The organism is Acinetobacter sp. YH01010 (genome assembly GCF_013420775.1).
Taxonomy (GTDB): Bacteria; Pseudomonadota; Gammaproteobacteria; order Pseudomonadales; family Moraxellaceae; genus Acinetobacter; species Acinetobacter amyesii.
In genome coordinates this window covers 1-24,403 of sequence record NZ_VOYF01000022.1, presented here as the reverse complement: position 1 = coordinate 24,403, position 24,403 = coordinate 1, and the positions used below count along the sequence as shown (strand labels likewise).

Annotated in this window: 28 protein-coding genes; 17 read left to right on the top strand and 11 right to left on the bottom strand. The window is 40.2% G+C overall.

Going from position 1 to position 24,403, the window contains the following annotated elements; translation table 11 throughout:
• Positions 1-72 precede the first annotated feature (72 nt).
• The 4 genes from FTT77_RS15265 to pabC form a co-directional block, all read right to left on the bottom strand.
• Positions 73-492, bottom strand: coding sequence for a PaaI family thioesterase (locus FTT77_RS15265; RefSeq protein ID WP_180007634.1), 420 nt, complete (start codon positions 490-492; stop codon positions 73-75).
• A gap of 69 nt (positions 493-561) precedes the next feature.
• Positions 562-1,167 carry a dTMP kinase gene (tmk, locus tag FTT77_RS15260; protein ID WP_180007633.1) on the bottom strand — a complete coding sequence of 202 codons (606 nt, stop codon included), beginning with the start codon at positions 1,165-1,167 and terminating at the stop codon, positions 562-564.
• A gap of 9 nt (positions 1,168-1,176) precedes the next feature.
• Positions 1,177-2,229 (bottom strand): endolytic transglycosylase MltG, encoded by a 1,053-nt coding sequence (gene mltG / locus FTT77_RS15255; RefSeq protein ID WP_180007632.1) that lies wholly within the window; start codon positions 2,227-2,229, stop codon positions 1,177-1,179.
• Between the two features lies 1 nt (position 2,230).
• Positions 2,231-3,040, bottom strand: a complete 810-nt coding sequence (pabC, locus tag FTT77_RS15250; protein ID WP_180007631.1) for an aminodeoxychorismate lyase — start codon at positions 3,038-3,040, stop codon at positions 2,231-2,233.
• Between the two features lie 161 nt (positions 3,041-3,201).
• On the opposite strand from pabC, the gene FTT77_RS15245 reads away from it, so the two are divergent.
• The 8 genes from FTT77_RS15245 (at position 3,202) to FTT77_RS15210 (ending at position 11,261) form a co-directional block, all read left to right on the top strand.
• Positions 3,202-4,209 carry a sulfate ABC transporter substrate-binding protein gene (locus FTT77_RS15245; RefSeq protein ID WP_180109510.1) on the top strand — a complete coding sequence of 336 codons (1,008 nt, stop codon included), beginning with the start codon at positions 3,202-3,204 and terminating at the stop codon, positions 4,207-4,209.
• Positions 4,210-4,385: 176 nt separating this feature from the next.
• The gene (locus FTT77_RS15240; RefSeq protein WP_180007629.1) at positions 4,386-5,399 is read left to right on the top strand and encodes a sulfate ABC transporter substrate-binding protein; all 1,014 of its coding nucleotides are present in this window, start codon (positions 4,386-4,388) and stop codon (positions 5,397-5,399) included.
• A gap of 33 nt (positions 5,400-5,432) precedes the next feature.
• On the top strand, positions 5,433-6,038 hold the full coding sequence (locus FTT77_RS15235; RefSeq protein WP_180109511.1) for an alpha/beta hydrolase: 606 nt from the start codon (positions 5,433-5,435) through the stop codon (positions 6,036-6,038).
• 85 nt (positions 6,039-6,123) lie between these two features.
• Positions 6,124-6,957 (top strand): sulfate ABC transporter permease subunit CysT, encoded by an 834-nt coding sequence (cysT, locus tag FTT77_RS15230; RefSeq protein ID WP_078190342.1) that lies wholly within the window; start codon positions 6,124-6,126, stop codon positions 6,955-6,957.
• Positions 6,954-7,841, top strand: coding sequence for a sulfate ABC transporter permease subunit CysW (gene cysW, locus FTT77_RS15225; protein WP_078192018.1), 888 nt, complete (start codon positions 6,954-6,956; stop codon positions 7,839-7,841). The genes cysT and cysW overlap by 4 nt, the downstream gene beginning before the upstream one ends.
• A gap of 11 nt (positions 7,842-7,852) precedes the next feature.
• A complete protein-coding gene (locus FTT77_RS15220) occupies positions 7,853-8,914 on the top strand; it encodes a sulfate/molybdate ABC transporter ATP-binding protein (RefSeq protein WP_180007626.1) in 1,062 nt (353 codons plus the stop codon).
• Between the two features lie 55 nt (positions 8,915-8,969).
• Complete coding sequence (locus FTT77_RS15215; RefSeq protein WP_180109512.1) at positions 8,970-9,893, top strand: CysB family HTH-type transcriptional regulator; 924 nt, start codon at positions 8,970-8,972, stop codon at positions 9,891-9,893.
• 153 nt (positions 9,894-10,046) lie between these two features.
• The gene (locus FTT77_RS15210) at positions 10,047-11,261 is read left to right on the top strand and encodes an OmpP1/FadL family transporter (protein ID WP_257224735.1); all 1,215 of its coding nucleotides are present in this window, start codon (positions 10,047-10,049) and stop codon (positions 11,259-11,261) included.
• A 56-nt stretch (positions 11,262-11,317) separates the two neighbouring features.
• Here the strand turns inward: FTT77_RS15210 and carO are convergent, their stop codons facing one another.
• A complete protein-coding gene (gene carO, locus FTT77_RS15205) occupies positions 11,318-12,022 on the bottom strand; it encodes an ornithine uptake porin CarO (protein WP_180026882.1) in 705 nt (234 codons plus the stop codon).
• A gap of 375 nt (positions 12,023-12,397) precedes the next feature.
• Between carO and dapD the strand changes: the two genes are divergently transcribed.
• The 5 genes from dapD (at position 12,398) to FTT77_RS15180 (ending at position 15,758) form a co-directional block, all read left to right on the top strand.
• Positions 12,398-13,219 carry a 2,3,4,5-tetrahydropyridine-2,6-dicarboxylate N-succinyltransferase gene (gene dapD / locus FTT77_RS15200; RefSeq protein WP_078190347.1) on the top strand — a complete coding sequence of 274 codons (822 nt, stop codon included), beginning with the start codon at positions 12,398-12,400 and terminating at the stop codon, positions 13,217-13,219.
• Between the two features lie 112 nt (positions 13,220-13,331).
• The gene (gene queE, locus FTT77_RS15195; protein ID WP_180022496.1) at positions 13,332-14,042 is read left to right on the top strand and encodes a 7-carboxy-7-deazaguanine synthase QueE; all 711 of its coding nucleotides are present in this window, start codon (positions 13,332-13,334) and stop codon (positions 14,040-14,042) included.
• A gap of 29 nt (positions 14,043-14,071) precedes the next feature.
• Positions 14,072-14,743 (top strand): 7-cyano-7-deazaguanine synthase QueC, encoded by a 672-nt coding sequence (gene queC / locus FTT77_RS15190; RefSeq protein ID WP_078190349.1) that lies wholly within the window; start codon positions 14,072-14,074, stop codon positions 14,741-14,743.
• A gap of 13 nt (positions 14,744-14,756) precedes the next feature.
• Positions 14,757-15,164 (top strand): hypothetical protein, encoded by a 408-nt coding sequence (locus FTT77_RS15185; protein WP_078190350.1) that lies wholly within the window; start codon positions 14,757-14,759, stop codon positions 15,162-15,164.
• Between the two features lie 135 nt (positions 15,165-15,299).
• Positions 15,300-15,758, top strand: coding sequence for a peroxiredoxin (locus FTT77_RS15180; RefSeq protein WP_180109517.1), 459 nt, complete (start codon positions 15,300-15,302; stop codon positions 15,756-15,758).
• Positions 15,759-15,818: 60 nt separating this feature from the next.
• Here FTT77_RS15180 and FTT77_RS15175 read toward each other — a convergent pair whose 3' ends face one another.
• Positions 15,819-16,418: a LysE/ArgO family amino acid transporter gene (locus FTT77_RS15175; RefSeq protein ID WP_180007622.1), complete on the bottom strand. Its 600-nt coding sequence runs from the start codon at positions 16,416-16,418 to the stop codon at positions 15,819-15,821.
• Between the two features lie 138 nt (positions 16,419-16,556).
• Between FTT77_RS15175 and FTT77_RS15170 the strand changes: the two genes are divergently transcribed.
• Positions 16,557-17,444, top strand: coding sequence for a LysR family transcriptional regulator ArgP (locus FTT77_RS15170; RefSeq protein ID WP_180009956.1), 888 nt, complete (start codon positions 16,557-16,559; stop codon positions 17,442-17,444).
• Positions 17,445-17,461: 17 nt separating this feature from the next.
• On the opposite strand, the gene FTT77_RS15165 is transcribed toward FTT77_RS15170, so the two are convergent.
• Positions 17,462-18,028 (bottom strand): YceI family protein, encoded by a 567-nt coding sequence (locus tag FTT77_RS15165; RefSeq protein WP_180007620.1) that lies wholly within the window; start codon positions 18,026-18,028, stop codon positions 17,462-17,464.
• 87 nt (positions 18,029-18,115) lie between these two features.
• Complete coding sequence (locus FTT77_RS15160) at positions 18,116-18,685, bottom strand: nicotinate-nicotinamide nucleotide adenylyltransferase (protein ID WP_180007619.1); 570 nt, start codon at positions 18,683-18,685, stop codon at positions 18,116-18,118.
• A 106-nt stretch (positions 18,686-18,791) separates the two neighbouring features.
• Here FTT77_RS15160 and FTT77_RS15155 point away from each other — a divergent pair, with 106 nt between their 5' ends.
• Together FTT77_RS15155 and FTT77_RS15150 are read left to right on the top strand one after the other, a co-directional pair.
• On the top strand, positions 18,792-19,592 hold the full coding sequence (locus FTT77_RS15155; protein WP_180009958.1) for an enoyl-CoA hydratase-related protein: 801 nt from the start codon (positions 18,792-18,794) through the stop codon (positions 19,590-19,592).
• A gap of 96 nt (positions 19,593-19,688) precedes the next feature.
• Positions 19,689-20,462, top strand: coding sequence for a nitroreductase family protein (locus FTT77_RS15150; RefSeq protein WP_180109513.1), 774 nt, complete (start codon positions 19,689-19,691; stop codon positions 20,460-20,462).
• 174 nt (positions 20,463-20,636) lie between these two features.
• On the opposite strand, the gene FTT77_RS15145 is transcribed toward FTT77_RS15150, so the two are convergent.
• Both FTT77_RS15145 and FTT77_RS15140 read right to left on the bottom strand, forming a co-directional pair.
• Positions 20,637-20,954 carry an NGG1p interacting factor NIF3 gene (locus tag FTT77_RS15145; protein WP_180109514.1) on the bottom strand — a complete coding sequence of 106 codons (318 nt, stop codon included), beginning with the start codon at positions 20,952-20,954 and terminating at the stop codon, positions 20,637-20,639.
• Between the two features lie 15 nt (positions 20,955-20,969).
• Positions 20,970-21,851: a LysR family transcriptional regulator gene (locus FTT77_RS15140; protein ID WP_180063430.1), complete on the bottom strand. Its 882-nt coding sequence runs from the start codon at positions 21,849-21,851 to the stop codon at positions 20,970-20,972.
• A gap of 156 nt (positions 21,852-22,007) precedes the next feature.
• Here FTT77_RS15140 and FTT77_RS15135 point away from each other — a divergent pair, with 156 nt between their 5' ends.
• Positions 22,008-23,750: an FAD-dependent monooxygenase gene (locus tag FTT77_RS15135; protein ID WP_180109515.1), complete on the top strand. Its 1,743-nt coding sequence runs from the start codon at positions 22,008-22,010 to the stop codon at positions 23,748-23,750.
• A 39-nt stretch (positions 23,751-23,789) separates the two neighbouring features.
• Here FTT77_RS15135 and FTT77_RS15130 read toward each other — a convergent pair whose 3' ends face one another.
• Positions 23,790-24,089, bottom strand: a complete 300-nt coding sequence (locus FTT77_RS15130; RefSeq protein WP_180048720.1) for a hypothetical protein — start codon at positions 24,087-24,089, stop codon at positions 23,790-23,792.
• Between the last annotated feature and the right edge of the window lie 314 nt (positions 24,090-24,403).

Sequence of the window (24,403 nt, the reverse complement as noted above, 5' to 3'; positions counted from 1 at the left end):
AATGTCTAAAAACCATAAAAAGCCGAATGTAAATTCGGCTTTTTATTTGAATCAGCAAATGCAATTGAGCCTTTATAATCGCTTCGGTGGAATAGAATAGCTTCCTGTTATATGTGCAACAGGCTCATCCACACCTGCTGAATACACCAACACCTCACCATAAATTATACTTTTGCCCACTTTCAGCAATCGACACTCGCCTATTAAGTCTTTATTGGCTTCTGGCTTTCTTAAAAAATTAATATTCATATTGGTCGTGACCGCAAGTCCCACAATCCCGATCTCCCCCAAGATGGCCACATATAGCGCAAAGTCAGCCAAAGTCATCATGGTTGGGCCAGAAATCGTATTACCCGGTCTTAGATCTTGTTCAGTGACATGCCAAATTAAGGTCGCGGTTTGCTGTCCAACTTCTTGAATCGTGCAATTTTTTAAACTTGGGGCAAATTCACGTTGTAAAAAATCAATAATCGCCTGCTTTCGATGCGGCATAAAAAAATCATCCATAACTTATGCTATGAATGATTTTTAAATCAAATACCTAAAGATTACTATGGCATTTTAGATCTGTTGCAAATGCAATAATGCCTGTTGAAAAACCTGTTCAGGTGTTTGCGTCGCATCGAGGCGCTTCATGCGTGCAGGTTCATTTTCATGAATTTCAGCAAAACCTGAACGCACTTTCTCAAAGAAAGTTGCTTTCTCTTGCTCAAATCGATCTAAAGCGCCACGTTCACGTGCACGTAACATCCCCGTTTCAATAGGAGCATCTAACCAAAAGGTAATATCAGGCATACGCGCCACAAAACCGCCATTTAAAACTTTCAGTTTTTCTCGGTCCAAACCACGGCCTGCACACTGATATGCAAAACTCGAATCTGTAAAACGGTCACATAAAACGATTTTATCTGCAGACAGTGCCGGTAGAATCACGGCTTCTAAATGCTGTGCACGTGCTGCATACATCAGCAATAATTCAGTATCATTACTCATGGTTTCTTCGTGGTTCACCGAAAGTAACAGTGAGCGAATTTGCTCTGCCATAGGTGTACCACCCGGCTCACGGGTTAATACCACATCTTTTGCTAAGTGTTGGAAATGCTCATGTAGTTTACGAATCAACGTGGTTTTACCCACACCTTCCGTGCCTTCAAAACTAATAAACATGCTCACTCCTCAATTTTTCGCACGAATTACCGATAAATACTCTTGTACCGCTCGGTTATGGTCTGACAAATTACTGCTAAATTTATGACCACCGTTACCTGTTGCCACGAAATAGATGTTATTTGACGCATCTGGATGCATCGCGGCTTCAATTGCTTTTTGACTCGGCAAAGCAATCGGTGTAGGCGGTAAGCCATTGATCGTATACGTATTATATGCTGTAGGTGTACGTAGATCTTGGCGAGTGATATTGCCTTGGTATTTATCACCCATGCCATAAATAACCGTAGGGTCCGTTTGTAAACGCATGCCTTGCTGTAAACGACGGACAAACACACCAGATACTTGCTCCAACTCACGATCAAGACTGGTTTCTTTTTCAATAATCGACGCCATAATCAAGGCTTCATATTTATCTTTGTACGGTAAATTTTGAGCTCGATTATTCCAAGCCTGATCTAAGGCTTTGATTTGTCGGTTATACAAATCCTTCAAAATTTTTCGATCAGACTCGCCTTTTGCAAAGAAATACGTATTCGGTGCAAATAATCCTTCAGGGTGTGAATACGGAATACCGAGCTCTTTTAAGATTTGTGCATACGGTAAATGACTGATGTCATGTGTCACCAAAGGGTCATTTTTTAAAGCATCTATCAGTTGCTTAAATGTCGTCCCTTCGATCACTAAAATTCGATTCATTTGCGCATTTTCAGAGTTAGAAATCAGTTTCATGACTTCACGTACGCTCATGCCTTCATGGATTTCATACACACCTGCTTTTAAGGTGTCATTAATCATGAACTTTTGGTACAACTTCAAAATAATAGGAAAATTAACTTGTTTCTCTTTGGCTAGTCTGTCAATAAATCCTGAATAGGTATCCCCTGCACCAATCGCCAACATTTGCTTTTTGCCTTCCACAGGATAGGCTTTAAACAAACTCGACCACAGTAAAATCGCCACAAGTACAACGATACCAAGTAGCACAACCAAACATGCTTTAAATGGAAAACCTGCTTTGGCAGATTTTTTCTTATTTGTTTTTTTAGACACGGTGGACATATTAACGAATCTGACTTAATTGAAGTGTTCGGAAAAGTTCAATACAAGCTTGAACATCTAACTCAACTCCATTCAGAGTTGATGCAATTTTCATGGGACTTAAGGCATTACAGAAAAAAACACTCTGAAAATGCGTAATTTCATCCATATTGACGTGACGTTGAGTACATGGAATCTGAAGCTGCTGCATCCGTTTTAAAATTTCTGCACGCATGACACCATGCACGCCATTATAACGAAGTTCGGGCGTAATCCATCCTTCATTTGTGCGAATAAAACAATTACTGCTCACACCTTCGACAACTGTACCTTGCACATCCGTCACTAAAGCTTCGCCCCATGGGGTTTGATCCAACTCTGCTTTGAGCATGACTTGTTCTAATCGATTTAAGGACTTTAAGCCCACCAAACTTGGCATGGTTAACCCAATAGCTTGATGTAATACACCACTTTCGACAGTTTCGTACTCAAAATCTGCAACGGTTTTGGGGTAATAAAACACCCAAACATCTGCTGGGTGCTCAGGTAAACTATAGCCACGCTGACCAATACCACGACTCAACACAATTTTTAAAGTGCCATTGACGACATCTTGTTTACGTAACAATTTTAAAGTGTCTTCAATAAGGTTTAAATCTGCATTTAGCTTTAATCGCTCATTGCTCAATTTTAATCGTGCAATATGCAAAGCTAAAAGTTCTATTTGTCCTTGGCGAATACGTGCCGTGCTAAAACAGCCATCGCCATAGTGAAAGGCTCGATCAAGTAAATTAACTTGTTCTATTTGCTGCGCATTTTTAAAACACTGCATACGTCGTCATCCCAATTACATCACTTTATTTTAAAAAATAATTGCTCAGCATATATTTCTTTTTTGTTCATATTAAATTCTTTTTTAATTATTTTTTCTGCATTAAAACTACAGATATTCTTGCCTCATCTAACAAAACATGTATAAAAATTGAGGACAACATGAATCTATCGAAATTAAAACTTGGGGTTTTGGCTGCATTCATTTCTGCCACAGCATTCAGTGCATCTGCCAAAGATTTCTTAAATGTGTCATATGATCCAACCCGTGAATTGTATGACAACTTCAATAAAGACTTTAGTGTTTACTGGAAAAAAACCACAGGCCAAGACATTAACTTTAAACAATCTCATGGTGGCTCAGGCAAACAGGCTCGTGCAGTTATTGATGGTCTAGATGCAGATGTAGTTACGTTGGCTTTGGCTGCAGATATTGATGAAATTGCTGCACGTGGTTTAGTTGCAAAAGACTGGCAAAAGAAATTTCCGCAAAACTCAACGCCATATACATCGACCATTGTGTTCTTAGTGCATAAAGGCAACCCGAAAGGCATTAAAGACTGGGGCGATTTAATTAAACCTGGTGTCGACATTATTACCCCGAACCCAAAAACATCGGGTGGTGCGCGCTGGAACTATCTAGCAGCGTGGGCTTGGGCAAAACATCAAGCAGGTGGTAATGATGCAAAAGCCCAAGAATTTGTCCGTCAAATTTATAAGCAAACCAAAGTCCTCGACTCAGGTGCTCGTGGTGCAACAACTACATTCGCTGAACGTGGTATTGGTGACGTGTTATTGGCTTGGGAAAATGAAGCACATTTGGCAGTTCGTGAACAGCCAGGTATGTTTGAGATTGTGACCCCTTCACTTTCTATCTTGGCCGAGCCACCTGTTGCGATTGTAGAAAAAAATGCTAAGAAAGATGGCAATGAAAATTTAGCCAAAGCGTATTTAAATTATCTGTACTCACCTGCAGGTCAAACTATTGCCGCACAGAACTATTATCGTCCACGTAATGCGGCAGTTTTAGCAAAATATAAAAATGTTTTTAAACCTTTAAAACTCGTCACGATTGATAAAGAGTTTGGTGGTTGGAGCAAAGTGCAGAAAAAACATTTTGAAAATGGTGGTGTCTTTGATCAAATCGTGAAGATCAATAATTCCAAATAATGCTTTAAATACTGAAAAGCATCTTCCTTTCGCATAAGGTCGATGCTTTTTTTTTATGGACATGCCTTTTATCTTTTTTATTCATATAAAATTCGTTTTTAATTATTTTTTATGCATAAAGATTGGCGCTATTCTTCACCCATGTTACAGATAAAGTAAAAATTATTGAGGTTCACATGAGTATTTCCGCAAAGTTAAAATTGGGTGTTCTTGCTGCAGTCATTTCGACGGTTTCTTTTGGCGCAGCTGCAAAAGACTTCTTAAACGTATCTTACGACCCAACGCGTGAACTCTATGAAAGTGTGAATAAAGACTTCAGCAAATATTGGGAAAGCCGTACAGGTCAAAAAATTAATTTTAAACAATCTCATGGTGGTTCAGGCAAACAAGCGCGTGCAGTCATTGATGGCTTAGATGCCGATGTAGTGACTTTAGCACTTGCAGCGGATATTGATGTGATTGCAGAAAAAGCCAAACTTTTACCTGCAGATTGGCAAAAGAAACTTCCGCAAAACTCAACGCCATATACCTCAACTATTGTGTTCTTAGTACGTAAAGGCAACCCAAAAGCGATTAAAGATTGGGGCGATCTAGTTAAACCAGGCGTGGGTATTATCACCCCAAACCCGAAAACCTCAGGCGGTGCACGTTGGAACTATTTAGCTGCGTGGGCTTGGGCAAAACATCAAGCGGGTGGTAATGATACAACAGCTCAAGAATTTGTCCGTAAAATTTATAAAAACACCAAAGTGCTCGATTCAGGCGCACGTGGTTCGACTACGACCTTTGCTGAACGTGGTATTGGTGATGTATTGCTAGCTTGGGAAAATGAAGCACATTTAGCGATTCGTGAACAACCGGGTAAATTTGAAATTGTGACCCCTTCACTTTCAATTTTAGCTGAGCCCCCTGTTGCTGTTTTAGAAAAAAACGCAGAGAAAAAAGGTAATCTTTATTTAGCCAAAGGTTATTTAAACTTCCTTTATTCACCACGTGGTCAGCAAATCGCAGCTCAGAACTTTTACCGTCCACGTAACCCTACAACACTTGCACAATACGCGTCAGTCTTTAAGCCACTTAAACTCGTAACCATTGATAAAGAATTTGGTGGTTGGGATAAAGTCCAAAAAGCACACTTTGAAAATGGCGGCGTGTTTGACCAAATCGTCAAAGCCAACAATGGAAAATAAGACCATTCATTGACTGAATCAGGAGAACTTGACATGACACATACAGTAATTGTCCCGGGTGTAGGCGGTAGTGAACACGCACATTGGCAATCTTGGTTACAACGTCAGCTCATGTCTAGCTCTCGTGTTCAGCAAAAAGACTGGAATCATCCTGTACTCAAAGACTGGATTAAACAATTCGTTCAAACCGTACGACCTTTACAGGGTGAAATTCAAATTGTGGCGCATAGCTTTGGTTGTTTAACCACGGTGGCAGCATTGGCCTTGTATCCAGAACTTAATAAAAAAATCAAAAATTTAGTTTTGGTTGCGCCAGCCAATCCAGCACGCTTTGGAGAAAACGGCTTTGCACGCGACAGTACGACGGATTACAAAGCATTTTTTCATCAGCTGAGTATTCGTGTGCCGACAACGATGTTGATTAGTGAAAATGATCCTTGGCTTGGCTTTGAAGATGCAAAACAACTTGCAGATGCTTGGAAGCTCTACCCTGTGAATATGGGCGCTGTAGGACACATTAATGTTGCATCAGGTTTTGGGCCGTTTCCTGAAATTTTCAATTACTTAATTTCAGAAAACCACATGAAATATATCAGCTTTACTGATGAAAACAAGTATTTATTTCAATTTGCTTTTTAAGTACTGAGCATTAAGCTTGTCGCAAAATCATTTATTCAATTTTGCTGACCTTTTAAGTCAGCTTTTCTCATTTTGAGGAGTCATCATGTCGCAGCGATCCCGAGTGCTGCCAGGATTTGGTCTTTCTCTAGGCTTTACCCTAGCGTATTTATCCTTAATTGTGCTCATTCCCCTTTCGGCCGTATTTATTAAATCTTTAGGTATCGGTTGGGATGGACTATGGGAGATTTTAAGCTCAGAACGTATTTTAAAATCGTTACAACTGAGTTTTAGTGCCGCCATTATTGCTGCGTTAGTCAATGTAGTTTTTGGTTTGCTCTTAGCATGGTGTTTGGTTCGTTATACCTTCCCGGGTAAACGTATTGTCGATGCTTTGGTTGATTTACCTTTTGCATTGCCAACTGCCGTTGCTGGTATTGCATTAACTTCGTTATATGCACCGACTGGTTGGATCGGTCAGTACCTTGAACCTATTGGCATTAAAGTCGCATATACCCCGATCGGTATTACCTTGGCCCTCATCTTTATTGGTATTCCGTTTGTGGTTCGTACTGTACAGCCTGTACTGAGCGACCTAGAAACTGAACTTGAAGAAGCAGCTTCGGCACTGGGCGCAAATCGCTTTCAGATCGTGACCAAAGTAATCTTACCTATTCTATTTCCTGCGCTGTTAACAGGTTTTGCTTTGGCATTTGCTCGTGGTGTGGGTGAATATGGATCGGTGATTTTTATCGCAGGTAACCAACCCTTCAAGACTGAAATTGCCCCATTGATGATTATCTCTCGCCTTGAAGAATATGATTATGCAGGTGCGACCACGATTGCAGTTGTGATGCTGGTGATTTCTTTTGCTATTTTATTCTTAATTAACTTGGTTCAAGCATGGGCAAGTCGCCGTACAGGGAGAACTGCACGATGAATACGAATAGTAATGCGCTTGCGGAAAAATTACAGTCGCGTGATGCAACGCGTGAACCAACATGGGTTCGTTATACCCTGATCATCATTGCTTTAATTTTCTTCTTAAGCTGCCTGATTCTGCCATTGGTTTTGGTCTTCGTTGAGGCCTTTAAACAAGGTGTTGGCGTTTACTTCCAAGCACTTGTTCATCCAGACACATTATCTGCAGTGAAACTGACATTATTAACAGCTGTGATTGCCGTACCGTTAAACGTGGTCTTTGGTGTAGCAGCGGCATGGTCTGTTGCCAAGTTTAATTTCCGTGGTAAATCTATTTTAACTACGATTATTGATATGCCATTTTCAGTCTCTCCAGTCATTGCAGGCTTAATGTTGGTACTGATTTTTGGTACTCAAGGTTGGTTAGGCGGCTGGCTGATGGATAACGACATCAAAATTTTGTATGCCGTTCCAGCCATCGTCCTTGCCACTGTGTTTATTACCGTTCCTTTTGTGGCACGTGAGTTGATTCCATTAATGGAAGCTCAAGGGACTGAGGAAGAAGAAGCAGCTATCGTATTGGGTGCTTCAGGCTGGCAGACCTTCTGGAAAGTGACACTTCCAAATATTAAATGGGGCTTAATCTACGGCGTGATTCTCTGTAATGCACGTGCAATGGGTGAGTTTGGTGCTGTTTCTGTGGTTTCAGGTCACATTCGTGGCGAAACCAACACCTTACCGCTACACGTAGAAATCCTTTATAACGAATATACCTTTAGTGCTGCTTTTGCTGTGTCTTCACTATTAGCGCTCTTGGCGATTGTGACCCTGATTTTAAAAACATGGGTTGAACTACGTCAGGAACGACAAGACAAGCGTAAAGAAGATTCACAAGTTTCTTAAGGAATGACCTCATGAGTATTCAAGTAAAAAATATTGAAAAACACTTTGGTGCATTCCATGCACTTAAAAATATCTCTTTAGATTTCCCTGATGGTCAGCTCGTTGCGCTGCTTGGCCCATCTGGCTGTGGTAAAACTACCCTATTGCGTATCATTGCAGGTCTTGAATCTGCCGATGGCGGTCAAGTCATTCTAGAAGGTGAAGATGCCACTAAAGTTCACGTCCGTGAACGTGAAGTTGGTTTTGTATTCCAGCATTATGCACTGTTCCGCCATATGACCGTATTTGACAACATTGCTTTTGGTTTACGCGTACGCCCACGTGCAACACGTCCATCTGAAGCGGAAATCAAAAAACGGGTTACTCGTTTGCTTGATCTTGTTCAGCTTGGTTTCTTGGCTGACCGTTACCCTGCTCAACTTTCAGGTGGTCAACGTCAACGTATTGCCTTAGCGCGTGCTTTAGCGGTTGAACCGCGTGTGTTATTACTGGATGAACCTTTTGGTGCATTGGATGCCAAAGTTCGTAAAGAATTACGCCGCTGGTTACGTACCTTGCATGACGAACTCCACATCACCTCTATTTTCGTGACCCATGACCAAGAAGAAGCGCTTGAAGTGGCCGATCAAATCATTGTGATGAATAAAGGCAACGTAGAACAGATAGGCTCGCCGCGTGAAGTTTATGAAAAACCTGCAACACCGTTTGTATTTGACTTTTTAGGTCAAGCCAACCGTTTTGAAGGTCAAAATAGCAATGGCCTTTTTCAAATTGGTGAAGACCGAATTTTGTTGCCACAAAACGCCAATGCGCCGCAAGGAAATGTCATTGCCTTCGCTCGCCCTGATGAACTGCGTATTCATGCACAGCCGCAAGAAAATGCCATCCAAGCGACTTTTGTACGTGAGCTTTGGATTGCAGGTAAAGTCATTGCTGAACTGCATGACCGTCAAGGTAATCTTATTGAAATTTCATTAACGGCAGATGAAGCGAAAGCCCATCAATTCCGCCCAAATCAAACGGTATGGTTAAGTGCAACAAACTTGCATTTATTTGAAAACCAAGTTGCATAAAACAAAAAGTTGGGGCCGTCACAAGCCCCACTTGCTTTTAAGGTAAAATAAAATTATGAATTTCCAACAATTAAGAATTATTCGAGAAACAGTACGTCAGAATTTTAATTTAACAGAAGCATCTGCTGCACTTTACACTTCGCAGTCAGGCGTGAGTAAACACATCAAAGATTTAGAAGATGAACTTGGTGTACAGCTGTTTATTCGTAAAGGTAAACGTCTACTCGGTTTAACCGAACCAGGCCAGTCATTATTGGGTATCGTTGAACGTATGCTCGTGGATGCAGACAATATTAAACGTCTAGCAGATGACTTTAACAAAGTGGATGAAGGGACATTGACGATTGCGACCACACATACGCAAGCGCGTTATGTCTTGCCGCCGATTGTGAACCAATTTAAAAAAGAATTTCCAAAAGTTCATCTAATTTTGCAACAAGCAAGCCCTGTTGAAATTACAGAAATGCTCCTTCAAGGTGAAGCGGATATCGGGATCGCAACCGAATCATTAACCAATGAAGATAACCTGGCAAGCGTGCCTTACTACAACTGGCAACACAGCATCATTACGCCTAAAGAGCACCCACTGACCCAAAAATCAAATATCACTATTGAAGATTTGTCGAACTATCCAATTATTACCTATCACGGTGGTTTTACAGGTCGTTCAAAAATTGATAAAGCCTTTGAAGATTCAGGCTTTGATGTTGATATCGTAATGTCTGCACTTGATGCAGACGTTATTAAAACCTATGTTGAACTCAATATGGGGGTGGGTATTGTCAACGATGTGGCATATGACCCAGAACGTGATTACCGTTTAAAACAAATTTCTACCGATATTTTTGGTGTTAATACCACTTGGATTGCTGTTCGCAAAGGACATTTACTACGCGGTTATGGCTATGAGTTTATTTCTTTATGTTCACCAGATGCTGACATCAAAGCGTTGAAAAAAGTCGCTTACCCAGAAGAATGATAGGCCAATTGACGAATTAAAGAGGACACCTACTGTCCTCTTTTTTTGGTAAACACATATTTTATCTAAGTTTTCTTGGCTTTATTTTTAATTTTGATTAAAATACATCCAACACAATAAAAATTAAAACCTTATTACTTCCGACCCATATTTATGAAAAATCAATTCGTCGCAGTGGCAGTCGGTATCGTCTGCCCCATACAGATCATGTATGCAGCAGGAATAGAAAACTCAGATCAATCGATCTCGGCCTTTCTTGAACCCGGAAATTATACTGAAGCCAGTTTCGCTTATGTCGATGCTCAAGTTGACGGCAAAGTTCAGAATCAAGGCTTAATTAGTGAATTGGGCATCACTGATTTTTCTACAGGGAATCTCGCTCATCAACAATTTTCTGGGAAATTTGCACTTAAAATTCAACCACATGAAAATATTTCTGCGGGAGTAATTTATGAGCAACCTTTTCATACTGATATCAGTTATCAATATAGTCCTCGCTTACCAGATAGCTCAAATATCGATATTGAAAGCGCTGATATTAACTTTAGAACGCATAACCTAACTGGACTGGTAGGCTATCAACCCAATAATAATTGGAATATTTATAGCGGTTTAAGCCTACAAACATTTAAAGGTGATTTAAAAATTTCTGGGCAACAATATGCTGCTCTCAATGGCTATCATGTTTATTTAAAACAAGATGAAGCGATCGGCTGGCTGCTCGGTTTCAGTTATCAAATTCCTGAATACGCACTTAAAACCAGCCTAACCTATCGTTCAAAAATCAAACATGACAATAAAACATCTGAATCGACTTTGTATTCAAATGGTCCTTTTCAGTTAGTCCCTGACATCCATACATCCATTCAAACGCCACAAAGCGTCAATTTTGAATTTCAAACAGCAATTAGCCCACACAATGTTGTATACGGCACAGTTCGTTGGATTAATTGGAAAGATTTTAGCATTCAACCACCGCAGTTTAATGCTGTGCTTCAATATGCAGCACTCGATCCGCAATACCGTGATTTAGCGGATATCCAATTGGTGGAATATCAGAAAGATCAATGGTCAGGAAAATTGGGGATTGCACATCAATTTAATCCGAGTTGGCTCGCTGCAGCAGAGTTTATTTGGGATAACGGGACAGGAAATGCGGCGTCTACCTTAAACCCAAGTGATGGCTATCGCGGTTTAGGTTTAGGTGTGATGCATAAATTTAACCCGAACAATTTTCTAGCAACTGGCTTGTATTATTTGAAACTCTCAAAACCATCGAATACTGAAACATCTCATATTTCAGGTCTTGCAAGTGTCTCAGACAATGATGCCATGATCTATGGTCTGAAATTTGGTCACAGATTTTAAACGCTTTCTAATAAAAAAAAACGAGCCGAAGCTCGTTTTTTTATTTCAGTAATAACTTACCAATGGTAGCTCACACCTACTTTACCTACTGGAAGCCATTCGTATTTGTCATCTTGCTCAACGTTACGTTCATGATCAGCAAGAATTGCAGGGTCATCACCTACACCTGTCAATTTAGCCGATGGATTACCAGTGTAATAAGCACCTACTTCACCGAATACGCCCCAGTTTTTATTCAATTTTGGCGCAAAACCTAAACCTAGGTATGGAGCGATATCATTATCATAAGACACTGTACCGTTTACTCGTGTAAAGTTTGTCTCTTCACCATCAATTTTAATTGGTGTATCACCTTTACGACGCTTATCTAACGTATATTCAGTGTCGATATAACCTACACCCGCAGCAACATAAAGACCTTGAGCCCATGGATTAGCACTTGCACCCCAAGGACGAACTTCTGCATTTAAGTAACCAACTTTGTTATCCATATCCATGTCGTATTTTACGCCATCTACAGATAAGTCATCTGACCATGAAATATCACCACCGTTATAACCTAAAGCAAGGCCGACGTATGGGTTCGCAGTCCAAAGTAACGCACCACCATAACCAGTCGTACCCACTTCTAGACGAGCGCCAGTTGGGATAAGTTGGTTTTGATCAAATGCATAGCCATCATGAACTACAGAGGTATCTGCCATTGCAGTACCTGCAGCAGTAAGTAGAGCAGCTACTGTTAATAAACGTAATGATTTCATGTGTTTCTCCTCAAAATAAACTGTTATTCAGATTTCTACAGTCTTGTTATATGGCACATGTTAAAAGGAAACTCCGCTTAACTTTTATGCAAATTTACTGATTTTTTGTTAACTTTTGATACATTTAGATTTTAATATTGATTAATAAAGAGTTTTTATTTGATTTTTTTAAACATAATAATGATGCTTGAGAACAATTCTGTATATTTTGCGTATTTTTTATACAATTTTTATGAAAGTGCTACATCCATCACTCTTAATTTCTTGGTTTTAGTACTTGCTTAATAATTAATTCCGATCCTAGGCCGATTTACCATCTATTTTTGACTCGATTTAGTGTAAAATCTTGGAAAATTTTTTTCTGGATGGAAGAACATGTCTCAGCTTTCAACAATCATTGAACAAGCGTTTGAAGACCGTGCTAATTTCACTGCAGCTGACTGTCCTGCTGAAGTACGTGCAGCAGTAGAAGAAGTGATCGCTGGCCTAGATAACGGTACATTACGTGTTGCTGAAAAAATTGATGGTGAATGGATTGTTCATCAATGGGTGAAAAAAGCCGTTTTGCTTTCATTCAAATTGAACGACAACAAACCAATGGAAGCTTGTGACTTACGCTTCTATGACAAAGTTGATACTAAGTTCTCTGACTGGACTGAAGAACAATTTAAAGCTGCTGGTGTACGTGTAGTACCACCTGCTGTAGCACGTAAAGGTTCTTTCCAAGCAAAAAATGTTGTATTAATGCCTTCATATGTCAATATTGGTGCATATGTTGACGAAGGTACAATGGTTGATACATGGGCAACTGTTGGTTCATGTGCTCAAATTGGTAAAAACGTACATTTGTCTGGTGGCGTTGGTATTGGTGGCGTTCTTGAACCACTTCAAGCGAACCCAACAATCATTGAAGACAACTGCTTTATCGGCGCGCGTTCTGAGATCGTTGAAGGTGTGATCGTAGAAGAAGGTTCTGTGATTTCAATGGGCGTATTCATTGGTCAATCGACTAAGATTTATGACCGCGAAACTGGCGAAATCCATTACGGTCGTGTTCCTGCTGGTTCTGTTGTGGTTTCTGGTAGCTTGCCGTCTAAATGTGGTAAATACAGCCTATACGCTGCAGTAATCGTGAAAAAAGTTGACGCGAAAACTCGTGCGAAAACAAGCTTGAACGAATTATTACGCGAAGACTAAGTTTTATTTCAGCGGAGCATTCGTGTTCCGTGGAGCTTCTATCGCTCCTCGTCTCTACGGTTAGCAATAATCGTAGAGATTTTTTGTTTTTTTATATCTGGTTAATTTTGTTATGAGTACCCTTCGATCTTCCGCTATTCCTGTTTCTGATCCGTCTGCGGGTTTACGTATTACGGAGATTTTTTATTCATTGCAAGGTGAAGCCAATACCGCAGGTTTGCCTACGGTCTTTATCCGCTTAACGGGCTGTCCGTTACGTTGCACTTATTGTGATACAACCTATTCGTTTGAAGGCGGTGAACGCCAATCATTAGAAGAAATTATTCAAACCACTTTAGATTTTAAAACCCCTTATATTTGCGTGACGGGTGGTGAGCCGCTTGCTCAACCGAACGCCCTTCCCCTCATGACTCGTCTGGCCGATTTAGGCTGCGAAGTCTCTTTAGAAACCAGCGGTGCTTTAGATGTGTCTAAAGTTGACCCACGTGTTTCAAAGGTTATGGATTTAAAAACCCCGACATCGGGTGAAGTTGCACGAAACTTGCTTAGCAACTTCGACCATTTAACAGCGCATGATCAGATCAAATTTGTAATTTGTAATCGTGAAGACTATGAATGGTCAAAACAGCAAGTTGAGCGCTATCAGCTAAACGAAAAAGTTAGCACCATTTGGTTCTCTCCGGCCTTTGCCATTGAAAAAGGTGCTGTTCGTTTGCCTCAGCTTGCACGTGATTTAGCACAATGGATTTTAGAAGACCATCTCCCTGTTCGCTTCCAATTGCAATTACATAAATTGCTTTGGAACGATGAAACTGGTCGTTAAGTTTTAAAGAATTATTTGGAGTAATGCATATGCGCCCTCGTGCCATAGTTTTATTGTCTGGCGGCTTAGACTCAACCACTTGTTTAGCTTGGGCTCAAGCGCGTTATGAATGTATCGCCTTGAGTTTTATGTATGGTCAACGTTCTACGACAGAACTAGATGCTGCTCGTGAGTTAACTAAGCAGGCTGGTGTAGAACATCGTGTCATTAATATCGATTTAGGTAACTTAGGTGGCTCTGCGTTAACTGACCATAGCATTGAAGTTCCTGATCATGAACAAGCCGGTATTCCTGTAACTTATGTACCAGCGCGTAACACGATTTTCTTGTCATATGCTTTAGCTGCGGCGGAAGTTTTTGGTGCAGAAGCGATTGTCATTGGTATTAATGCAGTTGATTACTCAGGCTATCCAGACTGTCGTCCAGAGTTTATCGAAGCATTTGCCAACATGGCTCGCCTTGCAACAAAGGTTGGCGTTGAAGGAAAACCACTTAAATTTGAAACACCTCTGTTACATTTATCCAAAGCAAATATCATTCGCTTAGGTATAGAACATGGCGTAGACTACAGTCAAACAGTGTCTTGCTATCAAGCAGATGACCAAGGTCGTGCTTGCGGTAAATGCGATAGCTGCCGTCTTCGTAAACAAGGTTTCGTTGACGCAGGTGTTGAAGATCCGACACGTTACATACCGAAATAACAAGGTAGGGTTTATGAAAAATTTAAAATCAAACATTATTCTTTCTGCTGCTTTCTCTGCAGCTGCATTGTTTGCTTCAGTTGCACACGCTGACAACGACAAGCTTCAACAAGCATATAAGAGCACTAACGTAAAATCTTCGTTAATTAATGTTTGTAAAGAAGAAACTGGCAAAGGTAAAAAACTAACTGCCGCTGAAGTTAGCAAATACTGTACTTGTGCTGTTGAAGCAGATGGTCGTTTAACCAATGCTCAAAAATGGGAAATCCAAAGCACAATCAACCAGAAGAAAAGCCCTGCAACACTCGCTTTTGTTCAAAAACAAAATAAAGACCTTCAAGCATGTTTCGGTCCTCAGTTAACAGGTAAATTAAAAACTTTAACTGAAGAAGCAATGAAATCAGCTCAAGCGAAAAAATAATTTTTCGTCTCAAAAAAGCCTGCAATTGCAGGCTTTTTTATTGCTTTAAGTTCAAAGTAAATTCTGTATGATGGTCATATTTCACATACTTTGTTTAAGCCCGTTTAGGGATAAGACATGAAAAAGGAAATCTTCATGACTGAAATTAGCTTACCAAATCAAACCTTCCCAACCACCTCAGGTGAAGTCAACCTTGCAGAAGTCAACAATGACTGGCTGATCGTCTACTTCTATCCTAAAGATTCAACACCAGGATGTACGACGCAAGCCATTGGGTTTTCATGCTTAAAAGATCAGTTTGATGCGCTTAATACCCCAATCTACGGCATTTCTCGTGACTCGGTTAAAGCCCATCAAAACTTCACTGAAAAGCAAAATCTAAGCATTGATTTAATCAGTGATAAAGAAGAAGTGCTATGTCAGCATTTTGACGTGATTAAAGAAAAAAATATGTATGGCAAAAAGGTTATGGGCATCGAACGTTCAACCTTTATTTTCCGTCATGGCAAGCTGGTAAAAGAATATCGCAAAGTCAAAGCTGCAGGCCATGCAGAACAAGTCTTAGAAGATTTAAAAGCACTACAAGCAGCATAACAGTAATGATTTGAGCCCGCTCCTTTAGGAATGGGCTCAAACTTAATAAGAAGCTTCTAACTAGAGCAATAATGAGGCTGCAATTCCCCACATCACAACGCCAATAATAAAGTCTAAAACTTTCCATGCCTTTGCACTTTGGAAAAGCGGTAATAAATAGCGCGCACCAAAACCGAGGACAAAGAAAAATACCCATGAAGCTGTAATTGCCCCAATCGCAAAATATACTGCGGTCGATTCAAACTTCGTGGAAATAGACCCAATCAGCACAACCGTATCAAGATATACATGTGGATTTAACCATGTTAAAGCCAAGCAGATTAGTACCAACTTCAATAGTTTGGTTTCATTCTTCTCACTGGGCGCTAAACTGCTCGAAGTTTTGAAGGCTTGCAGAAAATGCTGTGCTCCATAAACTGCTAAAAAAGTTGCGCCCAAATATTTAGCTCCATTGACAATTTCCGGATGACTTTCAACCAATTGGGAGAATCCGAGCACACCTAGTAAGATGAGTATCGAATCAGAAGCAGCACAAATAGCGCAGAGCCAAAAGACATACTGCTTTTTTAACCCCTGCTTGAGAATAAACGCATTTTGCGCACCAATCGCGATAATTAGGCTAAATCCAATTGCGAGCCCTTGCATATAACTGTGCAACATTTTTAACTACACTTTCAAAGCTTTAAATGAATGTTGCTATTATCCAAGCTAATTGCTAAAAATAAGTATTTATAAATAAATATCAATATAACTAAGTTTTTCTTAGTTTGTGAAATTTCTAATGCTCATAGGTGACTCATGTTACAAAGCAAACATAGCGAAGCTTTTCTTGCAGTTGCTGAAACAGGAAGCTTTGAACAAGCGGCACTGCGTTTAAACATTACGGCATCTGCGGTCACGCTCAGGCTGCAAACCTTAGAAAAGAAATTAGGTCATGTACTCATTGTACGTGAACGACCCTGCCGCCCAACACTCGCGGGCCAATCATTATTACATTATTTACAACACAGCAAATTACTAGAACATAATTTTCTGCAAAATCTAACAGGACAAACGGCGAATGCTTTCTATCAAGTCAATATTGCGACCAATGCTGACTCACTTGCGACATGGTTGCTTCCGCTACTCAAAGATCTCTTAATTGAAGAAAAAATCGTGATTCATTTTCAGGTCGATGATCAGTCACAAACACATCATTTATTAGAAGCCGGTTTGGTCAATGCCTGTGTCACAACAGAATCAGAAGCCATGAAGGGCTGCGTCGCAGAATATCTGGGAGAAATGCATTATCGCTTTGTAGCAACCCCTGATTTTATCCAAAGATGGTTCGGTCAAGGTGTGACGCGAAATGCGTTAAGGGCTGCGCCTGCACTGATTTTTAATGAGAAAGATGACTTACATACACAATCGATTCAGAAGAATTTCGGACTCAACCCTTCACAATATCCACATCATTTCATTCCCTCTTCAACGGCATTTTTTGATGCCATTACGATGGGCTTGGGCTATGGATGGTTACCCGACTATCAAAGTAAAGACTTATTAGCAGCGGGAAAATTGATAGAGCTTTCAACAGAACTCAGTATTGATCTAGCTTTGTATTGGCATCATTGGAACCAACAATCTGTTCAATTACAAAAATTGACTGCTGTTGTGCTGCAACATGCCAAAGATCATATGTGTTAAACCCTGTAAGACTGCGGTTATTCAAGCCGCCATTGGCCTTTGAGCTGAATCAGTACTTGCTCACCAACTCCACCGAGTGCTTTACGCATACCAAAATCACTACGCTTAATGGTTGCTAAAGATTGAACATCCAACACTTTTGGATTTTGCGGACTAGGGGTAAGTGTAGTATCGAAGATCACAGGTTTAGTGATACCACGAATGGTCAGATCCCCTCGAATCATATATTTCGCATAAGCCACGGGTTCGATTTGTTTACTGACAAACTTCACTTGCTTAAATTCAGCGGCATCAAAATATTCACTTCCCAAGATTAATCCCTTTAAGCTTGGGTTACTAAAACTGATGCTATCTACATCTAACACCAAATGAGCTGAACCTTTATGTGGAATTTCAGGATCAAACTTAAGGTTCGACTGAACCTTATTAAAGCGCCCTTCAACAATCGACAGCCCCACAGATTTAATACCAAAAGTGACCTGACTATTAGGGGTTAGCGTCCATTCAGCAGCATGTAGGGGCAATACGCAGCATAAAGCGAAGGCTCCCATATATTTTGCTAACGTTCCGTGACGCAAATTCATGTTTTTCTCCTGAATAAAACACAGCCTAAAATCACTACAACGTTTATTTTTTTGCTCCATTGTAGTGCTAGAAATTTTAGCGTTTTTTTATAGCAGATTTGTTTTATCCTGAGTCATAAATTTGTGTTGAAGTTGTTTATAAATGTCTGTCTGTTGAAATTTTTGCAAAAATTCGACGGTACCTTGAGGAAAAGCATAATGCTGAATTTCACCACGATAATACGCCTCGCGTACCGGTGTCGCAGAGATCGCCCCTTCTAGACTATCCAGCTCAACCATTTCCCATTCGGGGAAGAATTTTAAATAATAAGAAGAATCATCTTTAAAATGTCCAATCAAACCGACTTTTGCATTCGTTTCAACTAAATCATTCACCAAAGATTTGACTAACTTTTGCCATTTTTCATCGTTATATACATCTATCACATGCACAAACTTGATTCGCTTCTGATCTTGCTCTGAAAAATTTGACAGGATCATCTGCTCACGTTCTGACGCTAAAAATGGATTTTTGATATTACGTTCATTTTGCGCCGAACCAAGCGCCAAAAGCACATAATGACTCTGTTGCAAAGCTATTTTAATGGTTTGCAAATGCGCTAAATGGAACGGCTGAAAACGCCCAATGAAAACCAAATAATCAAATGTATATTTCATATCAAATCAAACTTTTTATGAACTGAGCAGTTGTGCCACAGGCTGAAATATGCGACATAATGTCGAGCATAAAATCAAAACGAAACTTTTACGCAAGGATAGTACGATGACACTGAGCTGTATTCAACAACCCCATGAACATTTGAATGCGAATTTGGACAATGGCGTACTGACCTTAGCCATCAACCGACCTCAGGCGAAGAACGCGCTGTATACAGAACTATATCTGTGGATTGCAAAAGCATTAGATGAAGCTGATGAAGATACTTCAGTGCGTGTAGTTGTACTCCGTGGTCAAGATGCGGACTTCAGTGCGGGCAATGACATGCAAGATTTTATGAAATCTGCTGCTCAAAAAGGGCAAGCTCCAGCTTCTGAAGGCGCACCGTTCATTTTATTAAAATCTGCTGCTCAATTTTCTAAGCCGCTGATCGCTGCGGTTCGCGGTGTTGCCATTGGGATTGGTGTTACGATTCTGCTTCATTGCGATCTTGTCTACAGCGACAATACTGCCCTATTCCAAATTCCGTTTGTGAGCCTTGGTCTATCGCCTGAAGGTGCATCGAGCAAGCTATTGGTTCAACAAGCCGGCTACCATAAAGCGGCGGAATTACTGTTAACTGCTCAGAAGTTTGATAGTGCGACAGCGCTTTCAGCAAATTTGGTCAATAGCATTGAAGAAGATGCTTATGCGACAGCTGCGAAAAAAGCAGCACAGTTATCTGCACTTCCACTAGCGTCTTTGGTTCAATCAAAAGCATTAATGAAACATAATGTAGATGAAATCGTGGCATGGATTGACCATGAAGCTGAGATTTTCATGGATCGAGTAGGTTCTCCAGAAATGATGGAAGCTGTTGCAGCCTTTATGCAAAAACGCAAACCTGACTTCTCTCAGTTCAATTAATGTTTTAATGGAACGTAAAAAACCACTCATATTTGGGTGGTTTTTTTCATCTTAGCCCCAATCTATTTTCTAAATTTAAAAACTGGATGTTTCCACATGACTGCAGCATCACAAACTGAAACTAAACCTGAAAAGAAACGCTACTACGAGCCTGCGCCTGAAGGCATCGATATCGAGAATTTTAAAAAAATTGTACAAAGCCGTCGTTCTGTACGTAAGTTTACCGACAAGGCCATTCCAAACGATGTTTTAGATGAATGCTTAGACCTCGCCTTACTTGCACCCAATTCATCGAATTTACAACCGTGGACATTCTACGTCGTTCAAAACCCTACAAAGAAAAAACAATTAGTGAAAGCTTGCCTAGGGCAACTAGCTGCAAAAACTGCTGCTGAATTGATTGTCTGTGTCGCGCGTACCGACCGTGTAGATGAAATGGCTAAACGTAATATTTCCGAATTTCCATTCCCTGAAGCACCTGCAGCTGTGCAGAAGTATTACAAGTTCATTCCTTATAACTATAAGACAGGCTACTTCAACGCCCTAGGTAACTTTAAGAAAGTTGCTTTCAAAGTTGCACGTACACTGGATAAACAATTGCCTGTAACAGCATTTAATGAAGCAGATGCAAAACTTTGGGCGAGCAAAACCACAGCATTGGCTTGTGAAAACTTAGTTTTGGCTTTACGTGCCTATGGTTTTGACAGTTGTATGATGGAAGGTTTTGATGAACCTTTGGTGAAGAAGATTTTAAGATTAAATGCTCAGCAATACCCAGTGATGGTGATTGGTGCAGGTGAACGTGCTAAAGATGGTGTATTCTTCCCGCAGTATCGTTTTGACCGTGAGCTGTTTATTCAGAAGATATAATTTGCTTTCAAAAGAATAGTCACAACCGCAATTGACTGCATAACTTTAAATATTAGGTAAGTCCCGTCTCCCTTCGGGAAGAGGAGCATTCTTCGTAAGAAGATGAGGGGCATAATCTGATAAATCCTCTCCCTAACCCTCTCCTTTAAAAGGAGAGGGAACTTTCATTATGAATTAAAAACTTACATCCACCATTTGAATAAACTCAAATGCCGGCTCTTCATAAGGATGACTTACTTTTAAAGACCTTGCGACCTCACTCGCCTTCTCTTCAGGCACGATGGTTTCCACTCGCCATTCAGGGATAGACTCCAGCTGATCCAACTCACCAATAAAAGGATTTGCGCCTTTTACAGGTTTAAATTGCCCTGTACCTAACACCTGCCAAGCGCAGTGTTCATAGTTGCCTATACCGCCTGCTCCAGCTTCAAAAACAGCCAGTTTAGTCGACTCTAGGTGAGACTCAGGTACATAATAAATTAGTTTTAACATTGACTATTCCAGACGCTATTGTGCAGTCACATCATTTAAAGCACTGCAAATCATTTTCAATGCCGTATTATTCGATGCATGCGGATAGGTAGCATATAAACCTAGTTTCGGTAATTCCATATCTGTTTGAATGACTTTGACCGAATCATTTAAAAACTTCAGTAAATATTCGGGCACAAAACTCAGCCCCATACCCATATTAATCAAATTTAAATGCTGCATGACATTGGTCACCCACAGCATGTGATCATGTTGTTGCTGATCAAAAGGAATCAAGGCATTTAAGGTATCGTAAAACACAGGAGAAGCATTTTGTTCACACATAATAATGGTGTGATTTTTTAACTCTTGAAGTTTTAAGATGCGATCTGATGGATGCAAATGCGCTGCACCGACTAGATAAATCTGCTCACTTAAAACCTGAATATTGGTGAAGTCGTCATGAATTAAGTGATGACGAGTAAAGCTAATATCCAATTCGGTATTTTTAAGTTTTTGGATTTGCTCTGTACACGTCAAGCTATGTAAATGAATTTTTAAATCAGGGATATGTTGTTTTAATTGCGCCAAAATACTCGGCATAATTTTCAATTCTGCGACATTTAAAAAGCCAATATGTATTTGATTATTTTTGGCTTGCGCCACGTGGCGAGCTGCAGCTACAGCTTGTTTGGCATTTTCTAGTGCTTGCTCGGAATATTTCAGAAAAGCCTGCCCTTCATCGGTCAGTAAAACTTTGCGAGCAGAACGTTCAAATAATTGCACCCCAACCTCTTGCTCTAAGTCTTTAATTTGCTGACTAAGCGATGGTTGTGCTGTAAATAGTTTTTCCGCTGCCTTGGTAAAGCTCTGTTCTTTCGCCACCGTCACAAAATAACGTAAATGTCGTAATTCCATTCGCTTCACTCCACATACTTACTACATCACCCGTGTCATGCAGTCAAAATACCAATAGATCTATAGTTTATATGAATATCCATTCTACTCGGAAAATCATTTGCCTAGACTTCGGACTATTCCAAGTTTGCGCTTCACATACACATGGAGTTTTGTATGACACAGCAATTCGATACCGATGTTCTGATTATTGGCACAGGGCCTGCAGGTTCTACTTTAGGTTTGGCCTTGGCAAATTACGGCATACAGGTTCAGCTTTTTACCCAATTTAATTGGTTAGCCAATAGTCCGCGTGCCCATATTACCAACCAACGTGCGATGGAAGTGTTGCGTGACTTAGGTATCGAAGAACAGGTCAAAAAAATTGCAACGCCTTGGGAACAGATGGGTGAAAGCCTCATTACCACGAGCCTTGTCGGTGAAGAAATTGCCCGTATGAGTGCTTGGGGAACCGGTGATGAACGTCATGGCGATTATATTAAAGGCAGTCCTTGTCCATTGGTCGATCTCATTCAGCCGAAAATGGAAGCTTTGTTGGTAAAAAATGCGGCTGAACGTGGTGCAATTTATAATTTTAATACTGAATATTTGTCCCATGTGCAAGATGAGCATGGTGTAACAGCAACCTTTTTAAATCGTATTACAAATACTGAATTCAGCTTACGTGCCAAATATTTGGTCGGTATGGATGGGGCAAAATCCAAAGTCCTTGAACAGCTTGATTTACCCCTGGAAGGGGTGATGTCTCGCGCAGGTACAGTCTATGTCACGTTTAAAGCTGATCTTTCCAAATATGTGCAACACCGCCCTGCCATTTTGCAATGGATTGTCAATCCTGAAGCCAGCTTTGGTGATCTGGGCATGGGCTTACTCCGTGCCATTACACCGTGGAATGAATGGATTATGGGTTGGGGCTTTGATATTTCCAAAGGTGAACCACAAGTCACCGAAGAGCAAGTGCGTGGTCGTTTAAATGCCTTTGTCGGTGCTGAAATTGAAAATGTCGAGATTCAAAAACTATCTTATTGGTATGTGAACCAAACATGGGCAACTGAATATTCAAAAGGTCGTGTATTCTGCGGTGGTGATGCGGTGCATCGTCATCCACCATCAAGTGGCTTAGGTTCAAATACCTGTATGCAAGATGCCTTTAACCTCGGTTGGAAATTGGCGTATGCCATCAAAGGTTGGGCTGCTCCAGCTCTACTTGAATCTTATACCACTGAGCGTGCGCCTGTCGGCAAGCAAATCGTGGCGCGTGCCAATCAATCTCGCTTTGACTATAAGCATCTCAAAGAGGTATTTGGCTTTGACCAAGGCATCACAACTCAAGCTCAAATGATGCAACGTATTTTTGCGGAAGATGAACAAGCTGCAGAAATTCGTCAAAAGCTATATCAAGCCTTAGAAATTAAAAACTTTGAGTTTAATGCCCAAGGTGTAGAGTTGAATCAGCGCTATACATCCAATGCCATGATTGCTGAATCTGAACCTGAGATCTTTGCCAAAGATCAACAGCTTTACTTGCAAGCAACCACGCGTCCGGGGGCTAAAGTTCCACATACTTGGATTATTGATGCCAAAGGCGATAAGCAATCAACGTTAGATATTACAGGGCATGGTCGTTTCACCCTACTGACAGGTCTTTCAGGCAAAGGTTGGAAATCTGCTGCTGAATCGTTGAATCTACCTTATTTAGATGTGATTCAAATTGGATCACGTGAATATCGTGACGTTTATGGGACATGGAATGCGAAATCTGAAATCCATGAATCAGGCGCTGTCTTAGTTCGTCCAGATGGTTATGTCGCTTGGCGATACCAAGACAGTACTAATGCTGCTTTTGATTATGAAAATACGTTGAAGGCGGTGTTAAAGCAGATCCAATTGGCTATTTAATCAAAAACCACCTTCGGGTGGTTTTATTAATTCAATATTTTAGGATTTTTCTTTCCAACAATGTTGTTTTTTTTCTACACCTAATTCAGCTTTATCTAACAACAATACTAAATTTTGTGTTCGATTATTTGAACTTTTTGGCACAAAACTATTTTGACTATATCCATTTTTATAAACGCAAATCGACCAACTATATTTTGCTGGAAATATATGAATAAATTGCAAACTTTTCTCTGCAGAAAATGTAGCAATTCCGTCCTGTGTTTTTTTTAATGTAGATTCAGTAAAAGACTTGCCTTGCCATGTTGTAAGATTTAAAAATACTTCTGCATCGTCCAACTTTTCATTTTGCTCATTGATAACAGTTATATTAATTTTCGGATGCTTCGTTTTTAAAATAGGAAAGCACCCACTTAACAATGTTTACGGAAACATAAAGCCTAAAAGTAAAAATATTTTTATATCTTTTAATAATACAAATTGTTTAAAGCTCATTATTAATTTTTGCAGTTTTTTAATTATGCATGGCTTTGTTGCATAAACATTCAAAAGCTGAGTTTTCCCCAATCCATTCAAATTTAAGTGACAACTTGGGTGTGAGGTCTACCTAATTCCGTAAATCTATTCAGAACTGCCACACGCGCATGAATTTC

Bases quoted from the DNA above. Each gene is read 5' to 3' on its own strand.
- FTT77_RS15170 (WP_180009956.1), top strand. From the start codon at position 16,557: ATGTTACAAAGCAAACATAGCGAAGCTTTTCTTGCAGTTGCTGAAACA.
- FTT77_RS15160 (WP_180007619.1), bottom strand. From the start codon at position 18,685: ATGAAATATACATTTGATTATTTGGTTTTCATTGGGCGTTTTCAGCCG.
- FTT77_RS15245 (WP_180109510.1), top strand. From the start codon at position 3,202: ATGAATCTATCGAAATTAAAACTTGGGGTTTTGGCTGCATTCATTTCT.
- FTT77_RS15180 (WP_180109517.1), top strand. From the start codon at position 15,300: ATGACTGAAATTAGCTTACCAAATCAAACCTTCCCAACCACCTCAGGT.
- FTT77_RS15220 (WP_180007626.1), top strand. From the start codon at position 7,853: ATGAGTATTCAAGTAAAAAATATTGAAAAACACTTTGGTGCATTCCAT.
- cysW (WP_078192018.1), top strand. From the start codon at position 6,954: ATGAATACGAATAGTAATGCGCTTGCGGAAAAATTACAGTCGCGTGAT.
- FTT77_RS15185 (WP_078190350.1), top strand. From the start codon at position 14,757: ATGAAAAATTTAAAATCAAACATTATTCTTTCTGCTGCTTTCTCTGCA.
- cysT (WP_078190342.1), top strand. From the start codon at position 6,124: ATGTCGCAGCGATCCCGAGTGCTGCCAGGATTTGGTCTTTCTCTAGGC.
- FTT77_RS15165 (WP_180007620.1), bottom strand. From the start codon at position 18,028: ATGAATTTGCGTCACGGAACGTTAGCAAAATATATGGGAGCCTTCGCT.
- mltG (WP_180007632.1), bottom strand. From the start codon at position 2,229: ATGTCCACCGTGTCTAAAAAAACAAATAAGAAAAAATCTGCCAAAGCA.
- FTT77_RS15175 (WP_180007622.1), bottom strand. From the start codon at position 16,418: ATGTTGCACAGTTATATGCAAGGGCTCGCAATTGGATTTAGCCTAATT.
- FTT77_RS15150 (WP_180109513.1), top strand. From the start codon at position 19,689: ATGACTGCAGCATCACAAACTGAAACTAAACCTGAAAAGAAACGCTAC.
- FTT77_RS15265 (WP_180007634.1), bottom strand. From the start codon at position 492: ATGCCGCATCGAAAGCAGGCGATTATTGATTTTTTACAACGTGAATTT.
- pabC (WP_180007631.1), bottom strand. From the start codon at position 3,040: ATGCAGTGTTTTAAAAATGCGCAGCAAATAGAACAAGTTAATTTACTT.
- FTT77_RS15140 (WP_180063430.1), bottom strand. From the start codon at position 21,851: ATGGAATTACGACATTTACGTTATTTTGTGACGGTGGCGAAAGAACAG.
- FTT77_RS15215 (WP_180109512.1), top strand. From the start codon at position 8,970: ATGAATTTCCAACAATTAAGAATTATTCGAGAAACAGTACGTCAGAAT.
- FTT77_RS15145 (WP_180109514.1), bottom strand. From the start codon at position 20,954: ATGTTAAAACTAATTTATTATGTACCTGAGTCTCACCTAGAGTCGACT.
- FTT77_RS15240 (WP_180007629.1), top strand. From the start codon at position 4,386: ATGAGTATTTCCGCAAAGTTAAAATTGGGTGTTCTTGCTGCAGTCATT.
- FTT77_RS15155 (WP_180009958.1), top strand. From the start codon at position 18,792: ATGACACTGAGCTGTATTCAACAACCCCATGAACATTTGAATGCGAAT.
- FTT77_RS15235 (WP_180109511.1), top strand. From the start codon at position 5,433: ATGACACATACAGTAATTGTCCCGGGTGTAGGCGGTAGTGAACACGCA.
- tmk (WP_180007633.1), bottom strand. From the start codon at position 1,167: ATGTTTATTAGTTTTGAAGGCACGGAAGGTGTGGGTAAAACCACGTTG.
- queE (WP_180022496.1), top strand. From the start codon at position 13,332: ATGAGTACCCTTCGATCTTCCGCTATTCCTGTTTCTGATCCGTCTGCG.
- carO (WP_180026882.1), bottom strand. From the start codon at position 12,022: ATGAAATCATTACGTTTATTAACAGTAGCTGCTCTACTTACTGCTGCA.
- queC (WP_078190349.1), top strand. From the start codon at position 14,072: ATGCGCCCTCGTGCCATAGTTTTATTGTCTGGCGGCTTAGACTCAACC.
- dapD (WP_078190347.1), top strand. From the start codon at position 12,398: ATGTCTCAGCTTTCAACAATCATTGAACAAGCGTTTGAAGACCGTGCT.
- FTT77_RS15135 (WP_180109515.1), top strand. From the start codon at position 22,008: ATGACACAGCAATTCGATACCGATGTTCTGATTATTGGCACAGGGCCT.
- FTT77_RS15210 (WP_257224735.1), top strand. From the start codon at position 10,047: ATGAAAAATCAATTCGTCGCAGTGGCAGTCGGTATCGTCTGCCCCATA.